This window comes from Vitreoscilla massiliensis (genome assembly GCF_001457815.1).
GTDB classification, from domain to species: Bacteria; Pseudomonadota; Gammaproteobacteria; order Burkholderiales; family Neisseriaceae; genus Vitreoscilla; species Vitreoscilla massiliensis.
Genome location: NZ_LN898219.1, coordinates 456,844 through 481,359, shown reverse-complemented (window position 1 = coordinate 481,359; position 24,516 = coordinate 456,844). Strand labels below are relative to the sequence as shown.

Sequence of the window (24,516 nt, the reverse complement as noted above, 5' to 3'; positions counted from 1 at the left end):
ATTAAGCTTTGGCGTCTTCTTGTTTCACTTTCAAGCGCAAACCCAATTCTTTCAGTTGTTTTTCATCAACATGGTTAGGCGCGTCTACCAACAAGTCTTGGGCACGTTGGGTTTTCGGGAAGGCAATCACGTCACGGATAGAGTCCGCACCGGTCATCATCGCTACCAAACGGTCCAAACCGAAGGCCAAACCACCGTGAGGAGGCGCACCGAATTTCAAGTTATCCAACAAGAAACCGAATTTGTTTTGTTGTTCTTCTGGGCTGATTTTCAAGGCTGCAAACACTTTTGCTTGCACGTCAGCGCGGTGAATACGGATGGAACCGCCACCGATTTCCCAGCCGTTCAACACCATATCGTAAGCACGTGCCAAGCAGTTTTCAGGATCGGAATCCATCAAGTCTTCGTGGCCAGGTTTTGGTGAGGTGAATGGGTGATGTACGGCAGTCCAGCGGTCGTCGTCTTCGTCGTATTCAAACATCGGGAAGTCAACCACCCACAATGGACGCCATTCGTCGACGAAATAGCCGTTTTCCAAACCGTGTTCTTTACCCACTTTGATGCGCAGTGCACCAATGGCTTCGTTCACGATTTTGGCTTTGTCGGCGCCGAAGAAAATCAAGTCGCCGTTTTGGGCTTCGGTGCGTTTGATGATTTCGGCCAAGGCTTCGTTAGACATGAATTTCACAATCGGTGATTGCAAACCGCTGTCTTCACCATTGCTCAAATTGGTCACATCGTTGACTTTGATGTAAGCCAAGCCTTTGGCGCCGTAAATGCCCACGAATTTGGTGTATTCGTCGATTTCTTTGCGGCTGAATTTGGCACCATTAGGCACGCGCAAACCGACCACACGGCCGTTTTTCATGTCGGCAGCACCGCGGAATACTTTGAATTCCTCGGTTTTCATCAAGTCGGTCAACTCGGTGAATTTCAAGCTGATACGCATGTCGGGTTTGTCTGAACCGTAGTTAAACATTGCGTCAGAGAACAACATGCGTGGGAAAGTGCCCAAGTCCACGTTCAACACGTCTTTGAACACTTTTTTCGCCATGCCTTCGGTGATGTCCATGATTTCATTTTCATCTAAGAACGAAGTTTCCAAGTCGATTTGGGTAAATTCAGGTTGACGGTCGGCACGCAAGTCTTCGTCACGGAAGCATTTGGTGATTTGGTAGTAACGGTCAAAACCGGCCACCATCAACAATTGTTTGAACAATTGTGGCGACTGTGGCAAGGCGTAAAATTCGCCTGGGCTGACACGGCTAGGTACCAAATAGTCACGCGCGCCTTCAGGAGTAGAACGCGTCAACACTGGGGTTTCGATGTCGATGAAACCTTGGTCATCCAAATAACGGCGCACGCCCATGGCCACTTGGTAGCGCATGCGCATGTTTTTTTGCATCACTGGGCGACGCAAGTCGATGACACGGTTGGTCAAACGCACGTTTTCTGAAATGTTGTCTTCATCGATTTGGAATGGAGGCGTTGCCGCTTCATTCATGATTTCGATTTCTTTACCCAAAATTTCAATGCCACCAGACACCATTTTGTCGTTTTTGGTGCCTTCAGGACGGCTGCGAACGCGGCCTGTAATGCTCAATACGTATTCATTACGTGATTGATCGGCCAAGGCAAAAGCTTCTGGGGTATCAGGGTCGAATACCACTTGCACAATACCTTCACGGTCGCGCAAGTCGATGAAAATCACACCACCGTGGTCACGACGGCGATGTACCCAGCCTTTAACGGTAACGGTTTGGTCTAAATAAGCTTCGTTAATCAAACCACAATAATTGGTACGCATGTTCTTCCTTAATTAATGACTGCCATGCTGTTGCAAAGGCAGCGTTTCTTGCTGTTCTTGTTGCTCGTGCCCATCAGGGCCAACCATACCGAGCGAAATGATGTATTTTAACGCATCATCGACACTCATATCGAGTGCTCTGGTATCAGATTTTTTCACCGTGATGTAATAACCACCGGTTGGATTGGGTGTGGTCGGTACGTAAACGTTCAAATATTCATCATCTTCGGCCAACAAAGGCAAACTGTCGAGCAAGACTTCAGGCACGCTGCCTGACACAAATGCCACAGACCACACTTGTGGATGCGGGAAATTGACCAATAATGGTGTTTTGAACGATTGACGTGAATCGGATAGCAGCGATTCCGATACTTTTTTGGTACTGGAATAAATCGATTTGACGATGGGGATGCGCCCCATCATGCCATCCCAAGCTTGGATGATTTTACGCCCGATGACGTTGCCACCAAACACGCCGGTGAAAAACAACACCAACACGGCAATGATCAAACCGAAACCAGGAATGTCGCGGCCGACAAATACTTTCGGCTGCCATTCAAATGGCAATAAGGCCACCAAATCGTCCGATAAATGGATGATGTAAGAAATCACCCACAAGGTAACCACAACCGGCAGCCACACCAACAAACCGGTGAGCAAATACCGTTTAAATGAAAACTTCCGCTTTGTTTCTGGCGCCTCTTTGGCCATTGTGAACTTTCTGTCGTGTTGCAATGCTACAGACTGTACCAGTCTGTTAATTTGATACCAAAACCAATACTGCGATTGTAGTGATTGTAATCCAATAAGTTCATGCCATAACCATCAAAATAACGCACATAGCCTTTAAGCTTGTCTTTGATGGGGAAAGTATAGTCCAGTTGTACCGCACCTTTGCCTGTGGCTGGATTCAAACGGAACAAACCGGCGACCGATTGCTTATTACTAAAGCGATAACTGGCGTACACATCGCCATAGCCCATGTAGTCGTCTATGTCGGGATTGTCGTCTTTGGAATCACCGTCCAAACGCAACCAAGCACGCGGCACCACCGTGAGTTTACCCCACTCCATGCCGGCCATCACATAGGCGCGGTTCCATGAACGCGACAAAGGCTCGGTGCGGCCATTGGATTGGTGTACCAAACCTGTACCCACCATGCGCAATTGACCGCCCCAAGGCAGGTTCATTTTCACAGGCTGGGTCAAAATCAGCTCAGGTTCGTAATCGGTATTGCGAAACGGTGCGGAATTGCTTTGGTTATACACTTGCCAATGCGACACTTGGGTATAGCCAAACCACAAATCGGCGCGGCTGCTGAACAAATCTTCGGCCAATTTGGATTTGAACGAAATCTGCATGCGCGCTTCAACGTTTTTATCGCCATCGGTAGACGCTTGCGCGGCCTCACGGGTCGGTGATTGTGGTGTGTTGTTGCGCTTGGCATTGTACCAAACCGGCATCAAAGACAAAGCATGGTGTTCACGCGCGGAAAAAATGCCTGATTCATGATTGCGGTCCAAATCCCATGCCTCTGACAACGGGGTATAAGATTCGGTAATGCTGCTGTCAAAACCAATGTTTTCCAAACTGGCTTGATCTGCTGGGGATTCTGCAAACACCACCGGTGCATTGCGATTTTCCAACTTGGCTGCGACGGTTTTTTCCACATCGACCGCTTTGGCCGCTGTCGCTGTTTGAGCAGGTTCGGTCAAAGTGGGCAATTGCGCCCCAACCACCTTGTCAAAACAGGCCAAGCGCACGGTATTGTCAATGATATTGGCACACTGTAACAAGGCGGAAGCCTCATCTGCCCACACCGTTTGACTGCTCAATGCTACCAAAGCCGCACACATAACGCGCATTTTATGCATGTTACACCTCATTCAAAATCGCAAATAGAACCGATTGTAAAAAAAAGCCCCGCGTAGCGGAGCCTTTCAAGCATACTCGCTAAAATTAAGCCATTGCTTTAACTTTAGCAGCCAAACGGCTTTTATGACGAGCTGCTTTGTTTTTGTGGTAAACGCCTTTGTCCGCGATGCGGTCAATCACACGTGTTGAAGTGCGGAATACTTCTTGAGCTGCTGCTTTATCACCAGCTTCAACAGCTTTGATTACTTTTTTAACAGCAGTACGGAAAGCAGTACGCAAGCCAGCGTTGTGAGCGCGTTGTTTAATTGATTGACGAGCACGCTTACGAGCTTGTGCGCTATTTGCCATGGATGTCTCCTAAACCTAAAATGAAAATATAATTTCTGTAAACGCGCAATTTTAAACGCTAAACCAAATTCCGACAAGGGGTAATTCCACGTTTCCCTACCTCATTGCCGCTTTCCCCACACTGAGCACGGAAAATCAGGCCATACACACCTTATTCTAAGCAAATAAATCCCTTGCCACACTCTGTTCCAAATAAAAAAACAGCCTGTGTTTACAGGCTGCTTCTATAAGAATTTGCACAATGGATTCAAACTTATTTAGGAATGCGCAATTTTTGACCCACATAGATTTTATCTGGGTGAGACAACATCGGTTTGTTGGCTTCAAAGATTTTCATGTAATCATTGGCATTGCCATAGTATTTTTTGGCAATGGCAGACAAGGTATCGCCAGACACCACATCGTGGAATTGTGATTCTTCGGCAGCAGGCGCCACCAAATTATTGTCCACATGCGCAACACCGGTCACATTGCCTGCGGTCAAGCCGGCTTTTTCAGCGGCTTCTTGGCTAGGGGCATTGCCGGTCAAAGTCACTTGGCCACTGGCACCATCATAAGTCACGCCCAAGCCTTCTAAGCCCAAGTTTTGTGCGTCGATGTGTGCTTTGATGGCGTCTGCAGCTTTGCGATTGAGGTCGGGCAAATTGGCTGCGGCTTCTTTTTGCACTTCCTCTTCGTTCTTACCGAACAATTTTTCACCAGCATTCTTAATGAAACTGAATAATCCCATATTCCTACTCCTTGGTTAATCAACACAGCTAGCCCTGCGATGTGTGTACCAGACACGAGGTTCATCTTGGCTGCCAAAGTGCACATTAGCATGTTTTAAGCCAATTCGCATGAATTCATCATAAGGCGTATTGGCAAGTGTGAAATTTTTGTTATCATCTCTCTTTTGGTTGCTTTTTGGGCTGTGTCTTATGTCTGTTTATACCTCGGTTAGCGAAGCGCAGATGCGCGCGTTTTTACAACAATACGATTTGGGGGAGTTCATTAGCCTCAAAGGCATTGCGCAAGGGGTGACCAACACCAATTACTTTGTCACCACCACCCAAGGCAAATTTGTCTTAACCCTGTTTGAAGTGTTGCGCCAAGACGAGCTGCCGTTTTACCTGCAATTGATGTTGCATTTGAATGAACAAGGTGTGGCCTGCCCCAAACCAGTGGCACAGCTTACAGGCCGCTTAGATGCCGATATTGATGGCAAACCAGCATGTTTGGTGACATGTTTGCACGGCGCCGATGTCGCCCATCCGACTTGGCAACAGTGTTATGCGGTCGGCGAAATGTTGGCGAAAATGCATGTGGCGGGACAAAATTTTGACGTACACATGGACAATCCGCGCGGCAAAAAATGGTGGACGACCGAAATCGAGCGCTTATTGCCATTGATGAGTTATGTTGACGCAACCTTGCTCAAAGACACGGTGGCCGCTTTGAATGCCCACGATGACACGACCCTGCCAAGCGGCATCATTCACGCCGATTTGTTCAAAGACAATGTGTTGATACACGGCGACCACGTTGCCGGCTTCATCGACTTTTATTACGCTTGCCACGGCAATTTCATGTATGACTTGGCCATCGCCATCAACGATTGGGCGCGCACCGATGCCAATCAAATCGACGCCGAATTCCAAGATGCCTTGCTACAAGGCTATGGCAGCGTGCGCAGCTTGAGCGCGGCCGAGCAAGACTACCTGCCTTTGGCACAACAAGCGGCCTGTATCCGTTTTTGGGTATCACGCTTATTGGATTTCCACTTCCCACCCGAAGGCGAGCTGACGTTTACCAAAAATCCCGATGTGTTCCGTGATTTGCTGTTAAAACTCCAACAAGACCAACAACAATAAACCGATAAAGGTGAGCAAATGAGCGTATGCCGCTGTGCTTATGTCGTGCCTGACAGTTATGCAAAAAACATAAAAATTGATGAAAAACAAGACATTTTGATTCCTGAAGATGCCAGTTTGTGGGAGCAATTCCGCGACTTGCGTCCGCGCTTCGTGCATTACGTCGGCAGCAATCCGGCCATTTTTGAATTCGTCAAACAAGTACAGGCCGTGTGTTTGCGTTGGCAACCGCTCACCGGCATGCGCGTCGAAGTGAGCGGCCTGAAAAACATCGTGTTGCAATTGGTGTTAACCGAGCCACTGCGCATGCGTTGCAATGATTTGTCGTTTCGCGAAATCCATTTGAGCTTGGGCGATGATTTTTTCATCCCACATTTCAGCCATGGCTTGCCGCACATGGTGATTAAAGCCGATGCCCGTACCGGCCGCATTCCGCCCTTGCCGGCTTTGTACAATGCCACCCATTTAACGGTGAACCACCCGTGGAATGCGCAATCACAAAGCGGCGATGTCGCGTTTGACTGCCGCCAATTACTGCCGTTTAGCCATCTGCAGCACTTAAAACTCAATGGCAATATGAGCATGTGGTCGGCCTTAAGCCAGTTTCCTTTGCAAAAACTGGAAATCGCCAATGCGCCCGATTTAAGCGATTTTCCTGCCCTAACCAACATTCCCAGCTTGCAGGAATTGAGCGTGGCCGGTTGTGAGACCGAAGGCAGCAAACACATCAATCTGTTGTCCAAACACAAGCAAGACTTGGTGGTCTTCTTCCAAAACACCGTCGACAAACAAGTGTGGCAACAAGCAGGCTATGTGTACCAACAAGGCGAAGGTCAAACCACCAGCGCCGATTACAATGGCTTGGCACAAAGCGTGGCGCCAATCGATTTGTCTTCTGTCGCTTGGGATGAAATCGATGCCGACGATGCAAACACTGGCCCGTCTTTGTTTGAACGCATGCGCACCGAATCGGTGAGCGAGTTTTTTGGTTTAAAATCCAAAAGCGAAGAAGACACCGACACCGTCACCGATGCCGACACACAAGAGCCGTCTTTATTTGAACGCATGCGTACCGAATCGGTGGGCGACTTCTTCCGCAATAACAAACGCAAATAAGTCACCCTATAGGAGCCAGCTATGGACAGCGCCTTACAGCAACAATTGCACACTTGGTACCAACAATGGCAGCAAGAAGACGCCGCCCACAGCGACCGCTTACAACGCTGGCGCAATATAGAGCCTGAATCGGCAGCACTATTGGCCTTGTGGGTGCGCAGCAAGCAGGCGCAACAGGTATTGGAAATCGGCACCTCCAATGGCTATTCCACCGTGTGGCTCGCCGATGCCGTGCGCGCCACTGGCGGCCATGTCGACAGCTTGGACATAGAAGCCAGCCGCAGCGCCTTGGCCTTGCAACACTTGCAACAAGTGGGTTTGGACACCCAAGTGACCTTGCACACCGCCGATGCCGCCGACTTTTTGGCACACGCACAAGCCACTTACGAGGTGATTTTGCTCGATGCCGAGCGCGGTTTTTATGTCAACTATTGGCCAGACTTGCGCCGCTTGTTATTGGGCAAACGCGGCGCCTTATTGGTGGTCGACAACGTGCTCTCGCACGCCGAACAAGTGGCCGATTTCATCACCTTAATCCAAGCCGATACCCAAATGTGCAGCCATACCGTCAATAGTGGTGCTGGTTTGCTGTGTGTGACCGTCAATTGAGTGATATGGCTTGATAGTGCAATACCGATACAAATAAAGCGGCCTGTAAATCGTTTACAGGCCGCTTTTGTTGATTTAAACCAGCATTTCCATCTTATTTCACCGTCGCCGTTTGTAAACCCTTATTGTGATCGTGCCCACGCATGCGGCGGCTGATTAAGAAAAATGCCACCGCTGCCAACAGCGCAGGTATTGCCAACAAGCCCATGATTTGGGCGGCGCTCATGTGCATTTGCATCAACCAACCACCGACCAAAGAACCCACGACCGAGCCAGAACGGCCGGCGGCATTGGCCCAGCTCACACCGGTGGCACGACAATGGGTGGGATAAAACGCCGAACTGAAGGCATTGGCACCGACTTGCGAGCCAGATATGCCGACGCCAACACCAAACATGCCAATCAATAATAAAGCCATGTTCAAGCTGGTGATGCCTTGACCGACCATCACCACAAACACCGCCCCCAATACATAAGCAGCGCACAAGACTTTGCTCGCACCCATGCGGTCCATCAAAAAGCCCAAGACGATGGCGCCAACGGTGCCGCCAATTTGAAATACTGAAGTAATCCATGAGGCATTTTTCAAATCAAAGCCCACGCCTTTGAGCAAGGTCGGCATCCAGCTCGAAATCAGGTAAATAATCAGCAAACTCATGAAAAATGCCGACCAAATCAAGGCCGTGCCCACCGCATAGTCTTTGCTGAACAATTCTTTGACGCTGACCTTGGCTTTTTCATTGTTCGAGGCCACCAATACCGGCACTTGCGTCTGCCCTGCGGGCAATAAGCGCTGCGCCGTGGCGCTGATTTTGCTTGCAGGTTTGTTTTGCAACACCATAAAGCGCAAGGATTCGGGCAATAGCCAGATTAAAAATGGCAAGGTCAACAAGGGCAATACGCCGCCTATGGCCAAGATGCCGTGCCAATCGACCACGCTCAGTAATTGTGCCGACGCGATGCCACCCAAGGCCGAGCCGACGGTAAAGCCGCAGAACATCAGCGTCACCAATGTAGAACGGCGGGCGCTGGGACAGTATTCCGAGGTCAAGGTGATGGCATTGGGCATGGCGCCGCCCAAACCGATGCCGGTGATGAAGCGCAACACCACCAAAGTGGTCATGTCGGGTGAAAATGCCGACAGCAAGCTGGCCAAGCCAAACACGAATACCGAACCGACCAATATTGGTTTGCGGCCGATTTTGTCGGCCAATGGCCCAAAAATCAACGCGCCTGTCATCAAACCAAACAAGCCCGCACCAAACAGCGGCGCCAAATGCGTGGCATCGAGTTGCCATGCTTCTTTCAATGCTGGTGCGATAAAGCCAACGGCGGCGGTGTCGAAGCCATCGATGGCCACCACCAAAAAACACAGTGCAATGATGAGTTTTTGCGTGCGCGACAGTGGCTGTGCGTCGATGAATTGCTGCACCTCCATGCTGTGCGACGTGTGAACGTCAGTAGTCTTCATTTCTTCTTCCTTAAATTATGGTTTATTGTTTTTACGACATTTTTATCGTGGTTTGATGCCACGCCCCACAAATTCAGGGCGCAAAAAAAGAGCCACCAGCCGTTTAGCATGGGCTCTGGAGGGGAGACATGCGGCCTGTAAGCCGCATGCGTCACATGACTACAGACTTATTTCACATGCACGGTAATGGCGCTCAAACCAGCCACCTCAGCGTGCATCGCATCGCCGCGCACCACCGCACCGACGCCTTCAGGCGTGCCGGTGAAAATCAAATCGCCGGCTTTGAGTTCAAACAAGCTGGACAAATTGGCGATGGTTTCGGCCACATTCCAAATCAAGTGGTTGATGTCGCTGCGTTGGGCGGTGTTGCCGTTGACGGTCAAATGGATGTCGGCAGCGTTGATTTCGCCCGTTTCCTCAATGCGGTGCAATTCGCCTATCGGTGCGGAATAATCGAAGGCCTTACCAATTTCCCAAGGGCGGCCCATTTCGCGCATTTTCATTTGCAAATCGCGACGGGTCATGTCCAAACCCACGGCATAGCCGAAGATGTGGCCAGCCGCGTCCTCCACCGCGATGTCTTTGCCGCCCTTGCCTATCGCCACCACCAATTCGATTTCGTAATGGTAGTTTTGGGTCAAGCTGGGGTAAGGCAAATCGACTGTCGTACCCGCTTTTACGGGCACAATGGATTCGGCATCGTTGGGTTTGCAAAAGAAAAACGGTGGTTCACGCTCGGGGTCGAAACCCATTTCGCGGGCATGGGCGGCGTAATTGCGGCCAACACAATACACGCGGCGCACTGGGTACACATCGTCGCTGCCGTGTACCGGCAAGCCAACAACATTCATGGGTTCAAACACGTAAGACATACTCATTCCTTATCGATAAAACGACTACAGCGGTTATTCCGGTGCGTCTGGTTGCTGCAACGGTGCAGCATCGGCAAACGCCTTGATTTGGGCACAATGCGCATCAATGGCGACGATGTTGGGGTACGGGCTTAAGTCCACATTGAAGCGGCGTGCCGATTCCACTTGCGGAATCAAATACACATCGGCCATGCTCGGCGTGTTGCCATAGCAAAAATCACCACGCTGGCTGTCGGCTGCCAACATCTCTTCCATGGCGGCAAAACCAGCACTGATCCAGCGCGCACACCACTTCAATACTTCTTCTTCTGGTTGTTGCAACTCATTGCGCAAGTATTGCAAGATGCGGCGGTTGTTAATCGGGTGGATGTCGCAACCGACGATGGCGGCCAAAGCACGCACATGCGCCCGCGCCAAGGCATCTTTCGGCAACAAAGGGTTTTGCGGAAATGCCTCGTCTAACCATTCCAAAATCGCCGGACTTTGAATCAAAGTGGTGTTGTCGTCCAAGACCAATGCCGGCACCAAGCCTTGTGGGTTTACCGCTTGAAATGCGGCCTGTAAATGTTCTTCTTTGCCCAAAGCCACGGCCACATAGTCGTAATCCAAGCCTTTTAAATTCATGGCGATGCGGGTACGGTGTGAGGTGCCGCTGCGAAAGAAGTTATACAGTTTCATGTTCATGTTGTTGTGCCTTACCTGTGTAATGTTGGGCTGCATCGAGGCAGTTGTTGACATTCCAGCCATACAACCACTCAATGGCATCGTAAAAACGCTCAGCCGAGCGACCTCGCCACAAATCATTGCGTATCATGCGTTCAACACCTTTGGCATGGTAAATCTTACCCATTTGACGAGAAGACAAAACGATGCGCGCGGTGCGAGCGACACGGGCGCGTTGATACATGTCGAAAGCTTTTGCAATGTCATTATCATGTACACGCAATGCTTCGCCCAAGGTTACTGCGTCTTCCATCGCCATACAAGCACCTTGCGCCATGTATTGTGTGGTTGGGTGCGCCGCATCGCCCAATAAGGTCACACGACCGAAGGTCCAAGTGCCTATCGGTTCGCGGTCGGCGGTAGCCCAGCGCTTCCACGATTTCGGCAGTTCTATCAATTGGTGCGCTTGTGGGCATACCTCGGTGAAATAGCTGAATACCTCTTCTGGGCTGCCGTCTTTCACGCCCCATTCTTCTTGCTCGCGGCTGTGGAAAGTCACCACAATGTTGTACTCCTCGCCGCCACGCAGTGGGTAATGCACCAAATGGCAATGAGGGCCAACCCAAATCGACGCTGCATTCCACTGCAAATCAGCCGGGAATTCGTCTTTGGACACCACCGCGCGGTACACCACATGGCCGGTAACCAAAGCAGGATCGCCCACATATTGTTGTCTGACCACCGATTTCACCCCATCGGCGGCAATCAAAGCCTGACCACGGTATTCCTTGCCATACTGGTCGAAGATGCTTACGCCGTCTGCGTCTTGTTCGACGCGCTCAATGTGGCAATCGGTGATGATGTCGACCTCGCCCGAAGCCTGAGCGCCTTGCACCAAACTCATGTGCATGTCGGCGCGGTGTATCACCGCATACGGATTGCCAAAGCGCTGGCGAAACGCCTCACCTGTGGGGATTTTGCCCACTTGATAGGCATCTACCGCGTCGTGCATCACCATATAATCGGTGTACACCGCCATGGCACGCGCTGTGTCACCTATGCCCAAAGCGTCAAACGCGTGAAACGCATTCGGCCCCAACTGTATGCCTGCACCGATTTCACCGATGGCCGGCGCTTGTTCAAACACCTGCACGTGAAAGCCACGCTTGACCAAGGCCAAGGCCGCGGCAAAGCCGCCTATGCCACCGCCGGCAATGAGTATCGGTTGTTGCGCATTCATGATGGGGTTTCCTTTTCTGCTATTGACTGCTTGTTATCTATGGCTTGGGGTCTTTACAGGCCGCTTATTGGCTAGGTAAAAGCGGCCTGTAAGCCTTGTTTTCTCTTCAAAGTACACAGCGATGCGAGTTTGAGCTGTTATCACTCGCTGTATTGCCTGTACGGTTGGTATTCATGAGCAACACCTTGCTCTGTTATTTGCTTTTGCAATCTTGAGGACATGTAAGCATTACAGGCCGCTTAGTATTGGGATGGCTTCAACCTTCGCGTTCAGAATACAAACCGAGTTTCTTCTGAAACGGTGCTTCATCGGCGACAAACACAAAACTGGCTTCGTCACGCTGGTTGGTCAAGGTCACCTCGGCAAAACACGGTGCGCAACTGGTGTCGGCACGTTGTAATTGGAACACCTGTTCGTCCACGCCCACTTCGACTTGCCCGTCTATGATGTGAAACACCATCGCACTGGAGCGGCACGGCAAGCGCACGCTTTCATGTGGGCGCAACATGATGGCGCTGTAGCCGATGATTTTTTGGCAATCGTCGCCGGTTTCAGGGTTCACATAGGCAATTTGCACAATGTCGCTGTCGGGCTCGACCGCGGCGATGCTTTCTAAGGCAGCTTTGGCATCCGACCATTTATAGCGCATGATGGGAGTGGCGCTGTGGCTGCGGGCGAAATGCTTACTGGGGACGATGCCGCCGCCGTATACCGATTCGGTGGCAATTTTGTGGGTGGTTTGACCGGTGCTGCCTTGCACATACGTCGCTTCAGCGTAATACACCAACGGCAAATCCAACACATCTAACCAAATCACCTCTTTATCGCCATCGTGGCCGTGTTCGTGCCACATGCCAGATGGCGTTAAAATCAAATCACCGTGTTCCATTGGGCATTTTTCGCCTTCCACCGTGGTGTAAGCGCCCTCGCCTTCCACGATTAAGCGCACGGCATTGGGGGTGTGACGGTGTGACGGTGCCCATTCACCGGGCAACAGCAACTGCATGCCCAAATAAATGATGGAACTGGCACGCATATTGTCCAAACCATGTCCCGGATTGGCCAAGACCAACACACGGCGTTCTGCTTTTTCTATCGGCGTTAATTCACCGGCCTGTAACAACAAAGGACGTATGTCTTGGAATTTCCAGCAGGTGGCTTGGGTGCGTGGACGCGGCGTTTCGGGCGGCATCACATCGCGCAAACTCGGCCACAACGGCACCAAATTTTTTTGCTCCAATGCCTCAACGTATTCTGTTGGTAAATCCGCCAAAGTGGCCAACTGTTCCATGCTCTCTCCCTGTGCGCCCATTAAGTCGCTGTTTATGCACTGCAATCTCGAATTTGATTTACATCAAACGGTGTATGCTGCGCACTTTAACAACTCAAAACCCTTGTTTCCATAGCCCAAATGCAATACGCTCTATTAATCAAATTAATAACCTAAGCCGCCATGTTTGATGTAGATGTTCGATTATTGCAACTTTTCCATGCCATTTTCCGAAATGGCAGCATCTCCAAAGCCGCCATCAGCCTCAATATCGGCCAACCAGCGGCGAGCATCGGCCTCAATAAGCTCAGAAGTCATTTCTCAGACCAATTGTTCGTGCGCGTGGGCAATCACATGGAAGCCACCGACATCGCCAAGGAATTGGCGCCGATGGTAATGGAGGCGTTAGAGCATGTGCGCGCGGTCAACGAATACCGCAAAGCCTTTAATCCGCTGGAATCGAATCAAGAATTCACGCTGAGCATGACCGACATCAGCCATTTGAATTTGCTGCCGACCTTGCTGCAATACCTGCGCGTGCACGCGCCATCGGTGCGTTTGAATGTGGTGCCCATCGGCGGCCAAACCGCGGCGATGATGAGCAGCGGCGACATTGATTTGGCCATAGGCTTTATTCCGCAATTGGAAGCCGGCTTTTACCAACAGACTTTGTTCAAACAAAAATACGTTGCCCTCATTCGCGAAGACCATCCGCGCATCACGGGAGAGACTTTGACGCTGGACGCGTATTTGCATGAATTGCATGTGGATGTGATTGCCAATGGCACCGGCCATTACATCATCGAAACCGAGATGCACAAGCAAGGAATCAACCGTGAGGTGGTGATTAAATTGCCCAGTTATTTGGGCGTGGGCTTGGTGATACAGGAAACCGAATTGCTGGCCACCGTGCCCGAGCGCTTGAGCAAGCTACTGCTGTCGCGCGGCAATTTGAAAATGTTGGACTTGCCGTTTAAGCTGCCCACTTACAGCGTCAAACAGCATTGGCACGAACGCATGCACGGCAATCCGGCCAACCAATGGCTCAGACAGACTTGTTTTCAGCTGTTTCATTGTTAGCATCGATGGTGTGTAAACACTGCGCCGCTACGCCAATACAGGTTGAAACATGTTATTCAGACACCTTTTATAAGCGACCTGTAAAGGTTTACAGGCCGCTTATAAACTCTGTTGACTTTACTCGGTGGCATAGGCCAGCATTAACCATCCCACACATGCTCACTCAGACGAAAAACGCCCATGTACCGACGCCAATTTCTTCGCTGTCTCATCGCCACCAGTGTCTTGTTGCAAACGGGCTGCGTCACCGCCGCCTTAATGAGCCGCGCCTTAAGCGATGGCCACCGCATGGGCAAAAGCGGCGGCCCTGCCACTTCAGGGCGGCGCGTGCATGCGATGGGGCGCTACCGCCTGTTTAGCGATGCCGCACAAACGCTGTTGGTCATCGTTGGCGAGCAACAACACTGGTTGTTGCACAGCACCGTCCCTGCGACCACGCTCACGCAATTATTACCCCGCAGCATTTCTGCGCCCGCGTATTGGCTGTTCAGCGATGCGTCTGTGGCTGTGCCCACTCAAACCGAACAAGACAATGCGCCTCACGCCTCTTTGCGCTTTTTCAGTGTTTACAGGCCGCATGTTTTGTCCGCCGCACAACAACAGACATTGCAAAACTTGGGTTATGAGCAAGACCATAACGCCGCCCAAGATTTGCGCTTTATGAACCAATTGCTCAAACACGTCGTGTTGTCAGCAGGTGAGCCAACATTAAACCGTGTGGCCTATTACCAAGGACAGGCCTACCAAGCCAGCAGTACGCCTGCAGGTTTTTTCGAGCATGGCGCAGCTTTGCCCGCTTTCCCTGAAATCATCGAAACCATAGCCTTAAACCCCGCGACGCAAACACCCACACAGGCTTTTTCTCTGCCACCGTCACCACTGCGCATTGCCGCTACTGGCCAAGTCAGCCTGAACGGCAAAGCCTTACAGCCATTGGATGCTCGGGCACAGTTGTACCCATATCGCGATTGATACCATGTTTGAGATCTTAATTTACGGCTGAAATAGCCTATGTGCGTTGATATCTTCACTAACAATGCTTACAGGCCGCTTAAGCATGTGTTCAAGCGGCCTGTAAACCATCACCACAGCTGATTAATGGCTGTTCACACGGCCGTGGGTCGGTGCGAGCAACGTCAGTTTGCACATTAAATACTGCAACAATACCCCGTACAAAGGCAGGAACAAACACGCGCCGATGAGGATTTTGCAGGCAAAGTCGGCCACGGCGATAGACGGCCAATTCGCGGCCATAAACTCATCGCTGCTGGCGTAAAACGCCACCGCAAAAAACACCAAGGTATCGATGGCGCTACCTATGCTGCTAGCAGCGGCAGGAGCGGCCCACCAGCGTTTGGACTGGCGCAAACGGTTGAACACGCCTATGTCCAACAATTGCGCCACCACATAAGCGGTGAAACTGGCCAAGGCAATGCGCGCGCCGATGGAATGAAACTCGCCTATGGCGGCAAAACCATGCCATTGCCCGTTCACAAACAAGGCCGAAATCACATATGACAAGGCCAAAGCCGGCAACATCACCATGAAAATGATTTTGCGCGCCATGGCGCTGCCAAAAATGCGCACGGTCAAATCGGTGGTCAAGAAAATAAATGGGTAGGTAAACGCCCCCCAAGTATTGTCTATGGGGCCAAATTTGATTGGGAATTGCACCAAATAATTGCTGGCTGCAATCACCAACACATGCCAAAAACACAGCCAACGCAAGGCTTTTTGTCGCTGAGCGACTGAGAATTGATACATATATAGAATCCTGATTTAAGAAACAACCAGGGCGAACAGACACAAGCGGCCTGTAAACACAGACCGCAAGTTTAAGACGCCTAGTTTTTTATAGTGGGAGGGTTGCGAACCACTGTGTCAAAATAACAGCACGCATTATACGCACTTCAAGCGGCTTTGGGCTTAATTTTCCGCAGCCGTTGGCCACAAAATGGCCCAAGCCTTACGGTCTTCGCTCAGCAAGATGTTAAAAGTACGGCAAGCTGCAGGCGTGGCCATCATCTCCAATCCGATGCGTTCTTTCGCCACCATGACTTGCAGTTTTGGAGGTAAAAATTGCTGCTTAGAACCTGTTCCTACCACAATCAACTCAGGTTGAGGTCTTTGTTGCAATATTTGATTGAGAACCTCTTCGGTCAAACTTTGGCAATTTTCTGCTTGTAGCGGCACAACTTCGCCCGTCTTCACCAAAATGGCTTGCTGATAACGCTGACCCGCCACTTCAATTTCGCCCGCTTCATAGCCACTGATGCTGAAATCGCCGGCCTTGTTGTGTTCGGTAAAATCCATAATGTGTTTCTTTCTTGCTTGATTTTAAAGATGCAACTTTGGGCATTTTACGCTAGCATAGTGGGTTTGTTGAATCATTTGTTTGTCAGTCCATGGGGTCTAAGACCCAAGCTTAGGAGTTTGCATGAAGCCCATTAATGTCGGGATTATCGGTTTAGGAGTGGTCGGTGGCGGCACTGCACAGGTGTTGCGTGAGAATGCTGATGAAATCAGTCGCCGTTTAGGTCGTGATGTGCGTGTGACCATGGTGTCACGCCGTGATATTGCCAAAGCACAAGAAATCATCGGCACGGATGACACGATTACCATTACCACCGATGCAGCAGAAATTGTTAACCACCCTGACATTGATATTGTGGTTGAATTGATTGGTGGCACCACCATCGCCAAAGACATGGTGTTGCAAGCCATAGCCAATGGCAAACACGTGGTCACTGCGAATAAGAAATTGTTGGCCGAACACGGCAATGAGATTTTTGCTGCTGCGGCTGCCAAAAATGTGATGGTGATGTTTGAAGCGGCTGTGGCCGGTGGCATTCCCATCATCAAATCCTTGCGCGAAGGTTTGGCCGCCAACAAAATCGAATGGATTGCCGGCATCATCAATGGCACCAGCAATTTTATTTTGAGCGAAATGCGCTCTAAAGGCAGCGATTTTGCCGATGTGTTGAAAGAAGCACAGGCCAAAGGCTATGCCGAAGCCGACCCAACTTTTGACATTGAAGGTCATGACGCCGGTCATAAAATCACCATCATGTCGTCTGTGGCTTTTGGTGTGCCACTGGATTTCTCTAAGTGTTACTTAGAAGGCATCAGCACTTTAGAAGGCAAAGACATTCAGTACGCCGAAGAATTGGGCTACCGCGTCAAATTATTGGGCATTACCCGCCGCCGCGAAGATGGCGTGGAATTGCGCGTACACCCAACGTTGATTCCACAAGAGCGTTTGATTGCCAATGTGGATGGCGTGATGAATGCGGTATTGGTGAAAGCCGATATGGTCGGTGTGACCATGCATTACGGTCCCGGCGCTGGCTCCTTGCCTACCGCCAGCTCGGTAGTGGCCGATATTTTGGACATCTGTCGTTTGATTGATTCCGAAGCAGAACAACGCGTGCCGTATTTGGCCTTCCAGCCTCACCATGTGCAAACCTTGCCTGCCATCAGCATAGACGACATCCGCAGCAGCTATTATTTGCGTTTGACCACCACCGATGAGCCAGGCGTGTTGGCAGCGGTGACTTCAATGTTGGCACAACACAGCATTTCAGTTGAAGCCTTGATTCAAAAAGCCACAGCACACGAAGAAGCCGAAATCGTGATTTTGACGCACTCAGCTCTAGAGCGCGACATGAAAGAAGCGATAGCCCGCATTGAAGACTTGAACCGTGTGACCAAGCCAGTGGTGATGTTGCGCATGGAACCGTTCAATGGCTAAAGTGGCCATGCCCAAGAAAGCCAAAACCATCCGGATTTGGCTGTGGGTGATTATTGTATTGTTTGTCGGCATGTTTTTCACCATGAAGTACACGATCATGGGCAAAGCCAATATCATCAATTCCATGGTGGAAAACTGCACCCAAAACGTCCCTGCCCACCCTCAATGGCAGCAAGACTTACAAAAATTTGGCTTTACGGGCAATACCGATTGGGTACCGCAAGCGTATTGCGAATGCACGTTGGTACCGATTTTTGAACCCATGTCTGAAACCGAGATACGCCAATTCAGCAAATTAACGCCAGAAGAGCGCATGAGCAAAATGGGTGGCACCGAAGGTTTTCAGCAAAGACATGAGCAGTGCTTGAAACAGGTCAAACAGTCTTAAATACCTAAAATCCAACTTACATGCCCAGCAATGGGCATTTTTTCTGCCTGCTGCTTTCTCATGCTTTGTTGATGTTTATCAAATACCTGATTGTTAGTATGTGACACCTAAAGTCAATTTTTGGCACATTTCACAGCATGCCAAGTTTTTTACTCTAAACCTAAATATTGTTAAAAAAATGCCAAGTTTTACTAAACCGCAAGTATTTCATTCATCAGACATATACCAAAGTCTTAAATTTTGCTCTAATTGAATGATTTAAATCATATTTTCAAAACTAAAACTTTTTAACATTCAAATATTACCAGCACAAAAAAATCCAGCTTACAGTTTAATCATTATCACTCAGGTAATAACCATTAAACTGTAAGCCGGATTCACTTGCATATTGGGCCACACTACCCGTTATGCTTTACTACACACACAGTTTTATTTAAGCAATACGCATGCCAAAAAAGTGTGCACTAGTGTGAATTATTTCTCATTTTGCAACTGTATCACCTCATGCGGATTGATGCGGCGCTCATCCTCTTGTCCCAAACCGACCAATTTGCGCAAACGCGTCATGTAAGCATTCACATCCAAACCTTGATTGTGACGCTGCGCTTGCCAAATGGTTTCCACCAAAGCATCCATCATCTCATCTTCGGCCTTCACCCAATTGTCATTGTGCATGCCCACCAATTGTTGATGGATGGCGCGAATGCCAAACGGCTGGTCTATGCCCACTTGCTCTTGTATCGAAAGATGCAAAGACAGATGTAAAAATGGATTGGTTTCCCCTTGCTCTGGCGTCCAGTTCTTATCCAAATACTCCTCAATGTGCTCAAGGTATTTTTGGTATTCAGGATGCGCCTCGATGATGCGCAAGGCTTTTTGTTGCAATGCATCCAATTGCAAAGGATTCAAGCGATTTTGCCACACATGGCCAAAATAGCGGCGCACATCATGGGTATTCACGTCATACATAATAAACTTTCGTGTTCATCCGCCCCCTTTGTTGACTTAAACCAACCAAAGATGCGGCCTGTAAACAGATTTAAACTGGCTAATTGTACCGCATTCGCGTACAATGCGTATCTTCCATATCTGGGGGCGATCTTGGTTTCGACGGGGGTTGCAAAGCAGATGCGGGCATACCGAGTTCTCAGAATCTCGTAAAACCCTGAAATTTATATAATCGCAAACGACGATTCTTACGCTTTAGCCGCTTAAGGCTTAGCCGTTGCAATGGTTGGTCAATGGGCCATGAGGGGCAACCCTCCGCAACGTCATTCACATTGACTGGTTGATGCTTGGGTTACTTAAGTATCAATAAGACCTAAGGTAGCTGGTTCAACCTCAGCCTGTCCGTCGGCGGAGTTTGAATAAGATTTTAAGTAGACAAGACTAAGTATGTAGAACGCTTTGTAGAGGGCTTTCGGACGGGGGTTCAATTCCCCCCGCCTCCACCAGTTATTTAGATGTATTTCAAGCAGTTACGATTATTTGTCGAAGTTGTGGCACATAGTGGTACAGTTTGAAATGATTGATTTAAAAAGCCCAGCTTAAGTGCTGGGCTTTTTTGTGAGCATTCTTTATTGTCATGGCTTTTGACTTACTCGCTGTTTTAAGCAACGCATCGCTTTAACTTCAATGATTTATTGAAGTTATACCTCATTCAAATCCTGTTCTCACTACCATATCTGCAAGTTTTCAAGCATTTTTTAAAAATACCAAACCATAATATTTTCAGACCAGAGCCCATTGAGACACATTAAAAATGCCCATTACCGTCAGTAATGGGCCAGTACGCATTCGAGTAAGGGCATTCACATGCGACTCACTTACATCATTGCAGTCTTATTTCTGCTTTTTTAGCTTTTTTTTCAACTTAGACAATTTCTTTTCTTGCTTTTTCACCTTATCGCTGCGCTCTTGAATTTGTCGTTTCAATTTTTTTGTTTGCTTTTCCATACGTTTGCTCCTTTCAGAAAAAGAAGCTTCCACCATATAAGCAATTTACTCTAACCACCTTGTTGCAAATCAAAGTTACGGACAATGGCCTGTCTTTATTACAGATTCTTACTGATAGCAACCAAACCAAACAATAACAGACGATTTATCTGCGCCAGTGGTTTTTAGCCCTTGTGAGACTTCAACCTGTGGGTGTGCTTTTTAATCACATCCTAATGTTGTCACAGGTATTGCTGGCTATGAAATGCGGCCTGTAACGATGTCCTGCCCTGTCTTTAACACTTGTATACCAACATTTAAAGCGCAAATGGCTTGATTGTTAATCCTGCTTAAATACCGATACAACAGCTTATTTCAATGCAAACAACATTCATCAATCATGAATTTTCTTTTTTAACAAATACTTACTCATTAATCTGTTATAATCGCTCTACCTTGTTACCCCAAATACAGCATTCGACTGTATTTTTATTTTTCTGCTTGATCCACAGAACCTTAAAACAACAATATTAAAAAGGACAAGCCAATATGCAACACAGACGCAGATTGAACGTTTTTCGTGCCATGAAAAAAGCACAGGAAAACCAACAGCCTTCCGACAATTAAACAAAACCATACCGCCCTACTTGAGGGCGGTTTTTTATGTTCATTCAAACAAGCAGTGGTGAGTGCAGCGCATGGATGGATGTGCTTATGCCGCTTGAGCACGCTGCTTGTGCATGCCATCAATCGCGCGCACATAGGCATTCAAATATGACAGGCGCTGCTCTGCTTCCATTTGCATGATGCAGTGCAAGCAATCGTATTTATTGGCATCATTCAATTTTTTTAACATGACACAAACTTGCTCTACCGTGCTGATGGCTGTGTCATTGTGGGTGATTATTTTCATGTATTGTATTGACTGTTTCTTGATAATGAAGAGCTTAAACTTAAAAACTTTAATAATATTCTAAATATTATTACTATCAAAATAAACCCTATTTGCATGTCTTAACCTCCACCCTCACCATCAAGATGGTATGTCAAGCACACAACCCCTCCCGCAACATGACACATGCACGGGTTGTGACACAGATGCGGCCTGTAAGCTGTTATGGGCTTACAGACCGCCTTATTGAGTGCTTATGAGTACACCCAATACTGGTTCATACCGATATCTGCCTTGCTATCCACACCCATGACAGCAAAGCAAGCGCATGATTGCTCACGCATGCAAAAACGCCGCCTTATCAGCGGCAGCGTTTTGTGTGTTTCAGATCAACAACAAGGCTTATTTGTGTGCAGGTACGGCCACAGCAGCTTTGGCTTGACCCATCACTGGGGCTTGGTGTGCAATGGCTTTGACTTCGGCTTTGGCTGCTACTGGCGCTTGATGCGCAGCGGCTTTCACTTCGGCTTTAGTAGCCACTGGTGCTTGATGCGCAACGGCTTTGACTTCAGTTTTGACAGCAACAGGTGCTTGGTGAGCAGCGGCTTTGACTTCGGCTTTGGCAGCTACTGGTGCTTGATGCGCAACCGTTTTGACTTCAGCTTTAGGCGCAACAACAGGGGCTTTGATGGCAGCAGCTTGCGGGGCAACAGCTTTCACAGCAGGTTTAGCAGCTTCAACGGATTTAACGGTTTTCACTGCGGCAACAGGAGTCGCTTTGTGAGCCAATTTGGCGTGTTTTACAGTGGCGGCCATGCTCATGCTAGAGCAAGCACCGAATACGGCCAACAAGGCCAGGGCAGTCATGGTTTTCATTTGATGTTCCAAAGAGTTGTTTGTTTCTATATGTTCATTCTACGACTTAAATATAATCATTTCCCTTATTTAATAATGAATTTATGTAAAATTAATATTTTAATTTGTTACGATTTATTAAAAAATTATCAGGTGTTTGATTTTATTTGCATTCGTTTGCTGAGCACAAAAAAATCCGCTGACGCATGTCATCAATCAGCTTAAAACCGCTGTGATTTCAATCGTGTAAATCCAGCACAGAGGACTTGCAGTTGGCTGCATCTGTGTTACCATTTGATTAACGTAACACATTTCTAAACACACACCATGAACACCTTATCCGCTTCATCCAAGCGCACACTGACTTGGTATCGGCCTGTAAATACCCCCAGCGTGTGGGTGCCGCTGTTATTGCACAGCGTGCCCGCAGGCTTTCCTGCCATGGTCAATACCGATGTCGATGGCGCCATCAGCTTGGATCAAAACCTGATACACAATCCATTGGCCACCATCTTCGTGCGCGCAGGCGGCGACTCCATGTGCGATGCCGGCATAGACCAAGGCGATTTGCTGATTGTAGACAAATCCTTGCCCGCCAAACATGGCGACATCGTGGTGGCCGACATTGGCCATGAATTCACCATCAAACGCCTGCATTTACACGGTGGCATCAGCTTGCACCCAGAAAACCAGCATGCTGATTATCCAGTGTTGCGGCCAACGGCAGAACAAGAATGGCGCATGGTCGGCGTGGTCACCTTTGTCATCAAATCGGTGCATGGCTGATGTTTGCGCTGATTGATGGCAACCATTTTTATTGCTCGTGCGAGCGCGTGTTTCGCCCCGATTTGAAAACACGGCCAGTGGTGGTGCTCAGCAATAACGATGGCTGTGTGGTGTCGCGCACGCCTGAAGCCAAGGCGCTGGGCATTAAGATGGGCGTGCCGTATTACCAAATTGCCCATTTGGAACAACACGCAGGGCTGGTGGTGTTTTCCAGCAATTACGCACTCTACTCGCACCTATCCCACCACATGATGCACAGCATCGCCAGCTTGGTGCCGCGCACCGAGGTGTATTCCATTGATGAGTGTTTTGCCGATGTCAGCGGCCTCAATCAGCTACCGGAATTGGCGCTGCAATTGCGCGAACGCGTATGGCAATGGGTAGGCATCCCTTGTTGCGTGGGCATTGCGCCCACCAAGACTTTGGCCAAGTTTTGCAACCATTTGGCCAAGAAACATGCCAGTTTGCGCGGCAGCGTGGTGTGGCCACAATGGCGTACCGACATCCAACAGCGCGCCTTGCGCAGCGAAGACGTGAGCGAGATATGGGGCGTGGGGCGCAAACTCAGCACGCGCTTACATGCCATCAACATTCACAGCGCATGGGATTTGCACTGTGCCGATACCACCACCTTACGGCGCTTGTTTGGCGTCACCTTAGAACGCACCCAACGCGAATTGCAAGGCATCGCCTGTTTGGACTGGGAAAACCAACCAGCAGCGAAACAAAGCATCGTTTGCAGCCGCAGCTTTCAAAGCCAAGTGACCAGCCTCGATGATTTGCGCGCCGCCTTAAGCCACCATGTTCAAAGCGCGGTACACAAACTCAGGCAAGAGCGCGGCTGTTGCCAATACCTGCGCGTGTTTGCCGCCAGCAACCGTTTTCGCGACGATTTGCCACAATACTATGGCCACCAAGGCAGTTTTTTGGCTCAGCCTTGTGACGACACCTTACAGTTACACCAACTGGCGCAACAGCAATTGCAACAGGTGTTTCAGGCCGGCATCGCCTATAAAAGATGCGGGGTGGAATTGGGTCACATCCATCCCAAACACATCCAGCAGCTGGATTGGATTGCCAATGCCAGCATCAAGCAACGGCCTGAATTGATGCAAGCATGGGACAGCATCAAGCGCAAATACGGCGACAAACACCTGTATCTGGCCAGCGAAGGCTTGGGCACAGACGCATGGAAAATGCGCCAACAACACCGCAGCCCACAATACACCACCGCGTTTCAAGACATTTTGGTAATCCCGAATTGATGGGTGTGTCGGTGCATGGCCATGCTGGCAATGGCACAGCAACTATTAGCCAGCAATAGATGTTCTATTACTAAGCGGCCTGTAACTGCTTGGGCTGGCATTTACAGGCCGCTTATCGATGCTCAATATTGAGTCACTCACATAGCCACACTGTTACCATTACTTAACAACGATTGTGTCAGTATGGTATGGCAAAACAGTTTGGCTGCGATTCTTGCAGACAGATTTATTCCTTCATACCACAGTTCAATTCATATCACAGTTCAAGCACAGGCGCTGATACCCATCCCTTCAATTACCATGCACAGTTAAAATCTGTTTTTTACCCAAACACAAACGCAAATGCAGCTCACATCCAACACCTCACGCTGGAAACACATCACACTGTATTTGCGTCATTTATAAACACCACAGCCAAGCAAGCAGCAACACACTTTTTC

General features: G+C 49.2%; 24 protein-coding genes, 1 other RNA gene and 1 riboswitch. Of the genes, 10 read left to right on the top strand and 15 right to left on the bottom strand.

What is annotated here, in order from left to right; all coding sequences use genetic code 11:
• Position 1: 1 nt before the first annotated feature.
• From aspS to lysM, 5 genes are all read right to left on the bottom strand, one after another.
• Positions 2-1,807 (bottom strand): aspartate--tRNA ligase, encoded by a 1,806-nt coding sequence (gene aspS, locus BN3003_RS07975; protein ID WP_058356103.1) that lies wholly within the window; start codon positions 1,805-1,807, stop codon positions 2-4.
• A gap of 12 nt (positions 1,808-1,819) precedes the next feature.
• Positions 1,820-2,518: a DUF502 domain-containing protein gene (locus tag BN3003_RS07970; RefSeq protein WP_058356102.1), complete on the bottom strand. Its 699-nt coding sequence runs from the start codon at positions 2,516-2,518 to the stop codon at positions 1,820-1,822.
• A gap of 26 nt (positions 2,519-2,544) precedes the next feature.
• The gene (locus BN3003_RS07965; protein ID WP_058356101.1) at positions 2,545-3,681 is read right to left on the bottom strand and encodes a phospholipase A; all 1,137 of its coding nucleotides are present in this window, start codon (positions 3,679-3,681) and stop codon (positions 2,545-2,547) included.
• A gap of 85 nt (positions 3,682-3,766) precedes the next feature.
• Positions 3,767-4,030, bottom strand: a complete 264-nt coding sequence (rpsT, locus tag BN3003_RS07960; protein ID WP_058356100.1) for a 30S ribosomal protein S20 — start codon at positions 4,028-4,030, stop codon at positions 3,767-3,769.
• A gap of 253 nt (positions 4,031-4,283) precedes the next feature.
• Positions 4,284-4,760 carry a peptidoglycan-binding protein LysM gene (gene lysM / locus BN3003_RS07955; protein WP_058356099.1) on the bottom strand — a complete coding sequence of 159 codons (477 nt, stop codon included), beginning with the start codon at positions 4,758-4,760 and terminating at the stop codon, positions 4,284-4,286.
• A gap of 190 nt (positions 4,761-4,950) precedes the next feature.
• Between lysM and thrB the strand changes: the two genes are divergently transcribed.
• The 3 genes from thrB to BN3003_RS07940 are packed head-to-tail and all read left to right on the top strand — an operon-like array spanning position 4,951 to position 7,608.
• A complete protein-coding gene (gene thrB, locus BN3003_RS07950; protein ID WP_058356098.1) occupies positions 4,951-5,883 on the top strand; it encodes a homoserine kinase in 933 nt (310 codons plus the stop codon).
• A gap of 18 nt (positions 5,884-5,901) precedes the next feature.
• Positions 5,902-6,999: a hypothetical protein gene (locus tag BN3003_RS07945; RefSeq protein WP_058356097.1), complete on the top strand. Its 1,098-nt coding sequence runs from the start codon at positions 5,902-5,904 to the stop codon at positions 6,997-6,999.
• Between the two features lie 21 nt (positions 7,000-7,020).
• Entirely contained in the window at positions 7,021-7,608 is a 588-nt protein-coding gene (locus BN3003_RS07940; protein WP_058356096.1) for an O-methyltransferase, read from the top strand.
• 94 nt (positions 7,609-7,702) lie between these two features.
• Here BN3003_RS07940 and BN3003_RS07935 read toward each other — a convergent pair whose 3' ends face one another.
• The 5 genes from BN3003_RS07935 to BN3003_RS07915 all read right to left on the bottom strand — a co-directional run bounded on the left by BN3003_RS07935 (position 7,703) and on the right by BN3003_RS07915 (position 13,145).
• Positions 7,703-9,079, bottom strand: coding sequence for an MFS transporter (locus BN3003_RS07935; protein WP_058356095.1), 1,377 nt, complete (start codon positions 9,077-9,079; stop codon positions 7,703-7,705).
• Positions 9,080-9,246: 167 nt separating this feature from the next.
• Positions 9,247-9,951 (bottom strand): fumarylacetoacetate hydrolase family protein, encoded by a 705-nt coding sequence (locus BN3003_RS07930; protein WP_058356094.1) that lies wholly within the window; start codon positions 9,949-9,951, stop codon positions 9,247-9,249.
• Between the two features lie 33 nt (positions 9,952-9,984).
• Positions 9,985-10,635, bottom strand: coding sequence for a maleylacetoacetate isomerase (gene maiA / locus BN3003_RS07925; RefSeq protein WP_199822567.1), 651 nt, complete (start codon positions 10,633-10,635; stop codon positions 9,985-9,987).
• Positions 10,616-11,854, bottom strand: coding sequence for a 3-hydroxybenzoate 6-monooxygenase (locus BN3003_RS07920; RefSeq protein ID WP_199822566.1), 1,239 nt, complete (start codon positions 11,852-11,854; stop codon positions 10,616-10,618). Before BN3003_RS07920 ends, maiA begins: the two co-directional genes overlap by 20 nt.
• A 256-nt stretch (positions 11,855-12,110) precedes the next feature.
• Positions 12,111-13,145, bottom strand: coding sequence for a cupin domain-containing protein (locus tag BN3003_RS07915; RefSeq protein WP_058356092.1), 1,035 nt, complete (start codon positions 13,143-13,145; stop codon positions 12,111-12,113).
• A gap of 162 nt (positions 13,146-13,307) precedes the next feature.
• Here BN3003_RS07915 and BN3003_RS07910 point away from each other — a divergent pair, with 162 nt between their 5' ends.
• Complete coding sequence (locus BN3003_RS07910) at positions 13,308-14,204, top strand: LysR family transcriptional regulator (RefSeq protein WP_058356091.1); 897 nt, start codon at positions 13,308-13,310, stop codon at positions 14,202-14,204.
• A gap of 180 nt (positions 14,205-14,384) precedes the next feature.
• The gene (locus tag BN3003_RS07905) at positions 14,385-15,176 is read left to right on the top strand and encodes a hypothetical protein (protein ID WP_058356090.1); all 792 of its coding nucleotides are present in this window, start codon (positions 14,385-14,387) and stop codon (positions 15,174-15,176) included.
• Between the two features lie 123 nt (positions 15,177-15,299).
• Here the strand turns inward: BN3003_RS07905 and BN3003_RS07900 are convergent, their stop codons facing one another.
• On the bottom strand, positions 15,300-15,968 hold the full coding sequence (locus BN3003_RS07900; RefSeq protein WP_058356089.1) for a 7-cyano-7-deazaguanine/7-aminomethyl-7-deazaguanine transporter: 669 nt from the start codon (positions 15,966-15,968) through the stop codon (positions 15,300-15,302).
• Between the two features lie 74 nt (positions 15,969-16,042).
• Positions 16,043-16,087: riboswitch (PreQ1 riboswitch) on the bottom strand.
• A gap of 43 nt (positions 16,088-16,130) precedes the next feature.
• Positions 16,131-16,517, bottom strand: a complete 387-nt coding sequence (locus BN3003_RS07895) for an Mth938-like domain-containing protein (protein ID WP_058356088.1) — start codon at positions 16,515-16,517, stop codon at positions 16,131-16,133.
• A 124-nt stretch (positions 16,518-16,641) separates the two neighbouring features.
• Here BN3003_RS07895 and BN3003_RS07890 point away from each other — a divergent pair, with 124 nt between their 5' ends.
• Both BN3003_RS07890 and BN3003_RS07885 read left to right on the top strand, forming a co-directional pair.
• Positions 16,642-17,955, top strand: a complete 1,314-nt coding sequence (locus BN3003_RS07890; RefSeq protein ID WP_058356087.1) for a homoserine dehydrogenase — start codon at positions 16,642-16,644, stop codon at positions 17,953-17,955.
• Entirely contained in the window at positions 17,948-18,343 is a 396-nt protein-coding gene (locus BN3003_RS07885) for a hypothetical protein (protein WP_058356086.1), read from the top strand. Before BN3003_RS07890 ends, BN3003_RS07885 begins: the two co-directional genes overlap by 8 nt.
• Before the next feature lie 474 nt (positions 18,344-18,817).
• Here BN3003_RS07885 and BN3003_RS07880 read toward each other — a convergent pair whose 3' ends face one another.
• Positions 18,818-19,312 (bottom strand): DUF1841 family protein, encoded by a 495-nt coding sequence (locus BN3003_RS07880; protein WP_058356085.1) that lies wholly within the window; start codon positions 19,310-19,312, stop codon positions 18,818-18,820.
• Between the two features lie 122 nt (positions 19,313-19,434).
• Between BN3003_RS07880 and ssrA the strand changes: the two genes are divergently transcribed.
• Positions 19,435-19,797, top strand: a transfer-messenger RNA (tmRNA) gene (ssrA, locus tag BN3003_RS18430).
• Between the two features lie 1,193 nt (positions 19,798-20,990).
• Here ssrA and BN3003_RS07875 read toward each other — a convergent pair.
• A complete protein-coding gene (locus BN3003_RS07875) occupies positions 20,991-21,134 on the bottom strand; it encodes a hypothetical protein (protein WP_159061421.1) in 144 nt (47 codons plus the stop codon).
• A 438-nt stretch (positions 21,135-21,572) separates the two neighbouring features.
• On the bottom strand, positions 21,573-22,046 hold the full coding sequence (locus BN3003_RS07870; RefSeq protein WP_058356083.1) for a hypothetical protein: 474 nt from the start codon (positions 22,044-22,046) through the stop codon (positions 21,573-21,575).
• Positions 22,047-22,352: 306 nt separating this feature from the next.
• On the opposite strand from BN3003_RS07870, the gene BN3003_RS07865 reads away from it, so the two are divergent.
• On the top strand, positions 22,353-22,811 hold the full coding sequence (locus BN3003_RS07865) for a LexA family protein (protein ID WP_058356082.1): 459 nt from the start codon (positions 22,353-22,355) through the stop codon (positions 22,809-22,811).
• Positions 22,811-24,076: a Y-family DNA polymerase gene (locus BN3003_RS07860; RefSeq protein WP_058356081.1), complete on the top strand. Its 1,266-nt coding sequence runs from the start codon at positions 22,811-22,813 to the stop codon at positions 24,074-24,076. Before BN3003_RS07865 ends, BN3003_RS07860 begins: the two co-directional genes overlap by 1 nt.
• The last annotated feature ends 440 nt before the right edge of the window (positions 24,077-24,516 follow it).

What these genes read in the sequence shown, in the direction of transcription:
- BN3003_RS07880 (WP_058356085.1), bottom strand. Translation starts at nt 19,312, where the DNA reads ATGTATGACGTGAATACCCATGATGTGCGCCGCTATTTTGGCCATGTG.
- BN3003_RS07965 (WP_058356101.1), bottom strand. Translation starts at nt 3,681, where the DNA reads ATGCATAAAATGCGCGTTATGTGTGCGGCTTTGGTAGCATTGAGCAGT.
- BN3003_RS07900 (WP_058356089.1), bottom strand. Translation starts at nt 15,968, where the DNA reads ATGTATCAATTCTCAGTCGCTCAGCGACAAAAAGCCTTGCGTTGGCTG.
- BN3003_RS07860 (WP_058356081.1), top strand. Translation starts at nt 22,811, where the DNA reads ATGTTTGCGCTGATTGATGGCAACCATTTTTATTGCTCGTGCGAGCGC.
- lysM (WP_058356099.1), bottom strand. Translation starts at nt 4,760, where the DNA reads ATGGGATTATTCAGTTTCATTAAGAATGCTGGTGAAAAATTGTTCGGT.
- BN3003_RS07895 (WP_058356088.1), bottom strand. Translation starts at nt 16,517, where the DNA reads ATGGATTTTACCGAACACAACAAGGCCGGCGATTTCAGCATCAGTGGC.
- BN3003_RS07865 (WP_058356082.1), top strand. Translation starts at nt 22,353, where the DNA reads ATGAACACCTTATCCGCTTCATCCAAGCGCACACTGACTTGGTATCGG.
- BN3003_RS07885 (WP_058356086.1), top strand. Translation starts at nt 17,948, where the DNA reads ATGGCTAAAGTGGCCATGCCCAAGAAAGCCAAAACCATCCGGATTTGG.
- BN3003_RS07910 (WP_058356091.1), top strand. Translation starts at nt 13,308, where the DNA reads ATGTTTGATGTAGATGTTCGATTATTGCAACTTTTCCATGCCATTTTC.
- maiA (WP_199822567.1), bottom strand. Translation starts at nt 10,635, where the DNA reads ATGAACATGAAACTGTATAACTTCTTTCGCAGCGGCACCTCACACCGT.
- BN3003_RS07935 (WP_058356095.1), bottom strand. Translation starts at nt 9,079, where the DNA reads ATGAAGACTACTGACGTTCACACGTCGCACAGCATGGAGGTGCAGCAA.
- BN3003_RS07875 (WP_159061421.1), bottom strand. Translation starts at nt 21,134, where the DNA reads ATGTTAAAAAAATTGAATGATGCCAATAAATACGATTGCTTGCACTGC.
- aspS (WP_058356103.1), bottom strand. Translation starts at nt 1,807, where the DNA reads ATGCGTACCAATTATTGTGGTTTGATTAACGAAGCTTATTTAGACCAA.
- BN3003_RS07915 (WP_058356092.1), bottom strand. Translation starts at nt 13,145, where the DNA reads ATGGAACAGTTGGCCACTTTGGCGGATTTACCAACAGAATACGTTGAG.
- BN3003_RS07890 (WP_058356087.1), top strand. Translation starts at nt 16,642, where the DNA reads ATGAAGCCCATTAATGTCGGGATTATCGGTTTAGGAGTGGTCGGTGGC.
- thrB (WP_058356098.1), top strand. Translation starts at nt 4,951, where the DNA reads ATGTCTGTTTATACCTCGGTTAGCGAAGCGCAGATGCGCGCGTTTTTA.
- BN3003_RS07945 (WP_058356097.1), top strand. Translation starts at nt 5,902, where the DNA reads ATGAGCGTATGCCGCTGTGCTTATGTCGTGCCTGACAGTTATGCAAAA.
- BN3003_RS07905 (WP_058356090.1), top strand. Translation starts at nt 14,385, where the DNA reads ATGTACCGACGCCAATTTCTTCGCTGTCTCATCGCCACCAGTGTCTTG.
- BN3003_RS07870 (WP_058356083.1), bottom strand. Translation starts at nt 22,046, where the DNA reads ATGAAAACCATGACTGCCCTGGCCTTGTTGGCCGTATTCGGTGCTTGC.
- rpsT (WP_058356100.1), bottom strand. Translation starts at nt 4,030, where the DNA reads ATGGCAAATAGCGCACAAGCTCGTAAGCGTGCTCGTCAATCAATTAAA.
- BN3003_RS07920 (WP_199822566.1), bottom strand. Translation starts at nt 11,854, where the DNA reads ATGAATGCGCAACAACCGATACTCATTGCCGGCGGTGGCATAGGCGGC.
- BN3003_RS07940 (WP_058356096.1), top strand. Translation starts at nt 7,021, where the DNA reads ATGGACAGCGCCTTACAGCAACAATTGCACACTTGGTACCAACAATGG.
- BN3003_RS07930 (WP_058356094.1), bottom strand. Translation starts at nt 9,951, where the DNA reads ATGTCTTACGTGTTTGAACCCATGAATGTTGTTGGCTTGCCGGTACAC.
- BN3003_RS07970 (WP_058356102.1), bottom strand. Translation starts at nt 2,518, where the DNA reads ATGGCCAAAGAGGCGCCAGAAACAAAGCGGAAGTTTTCATTTAAACGG.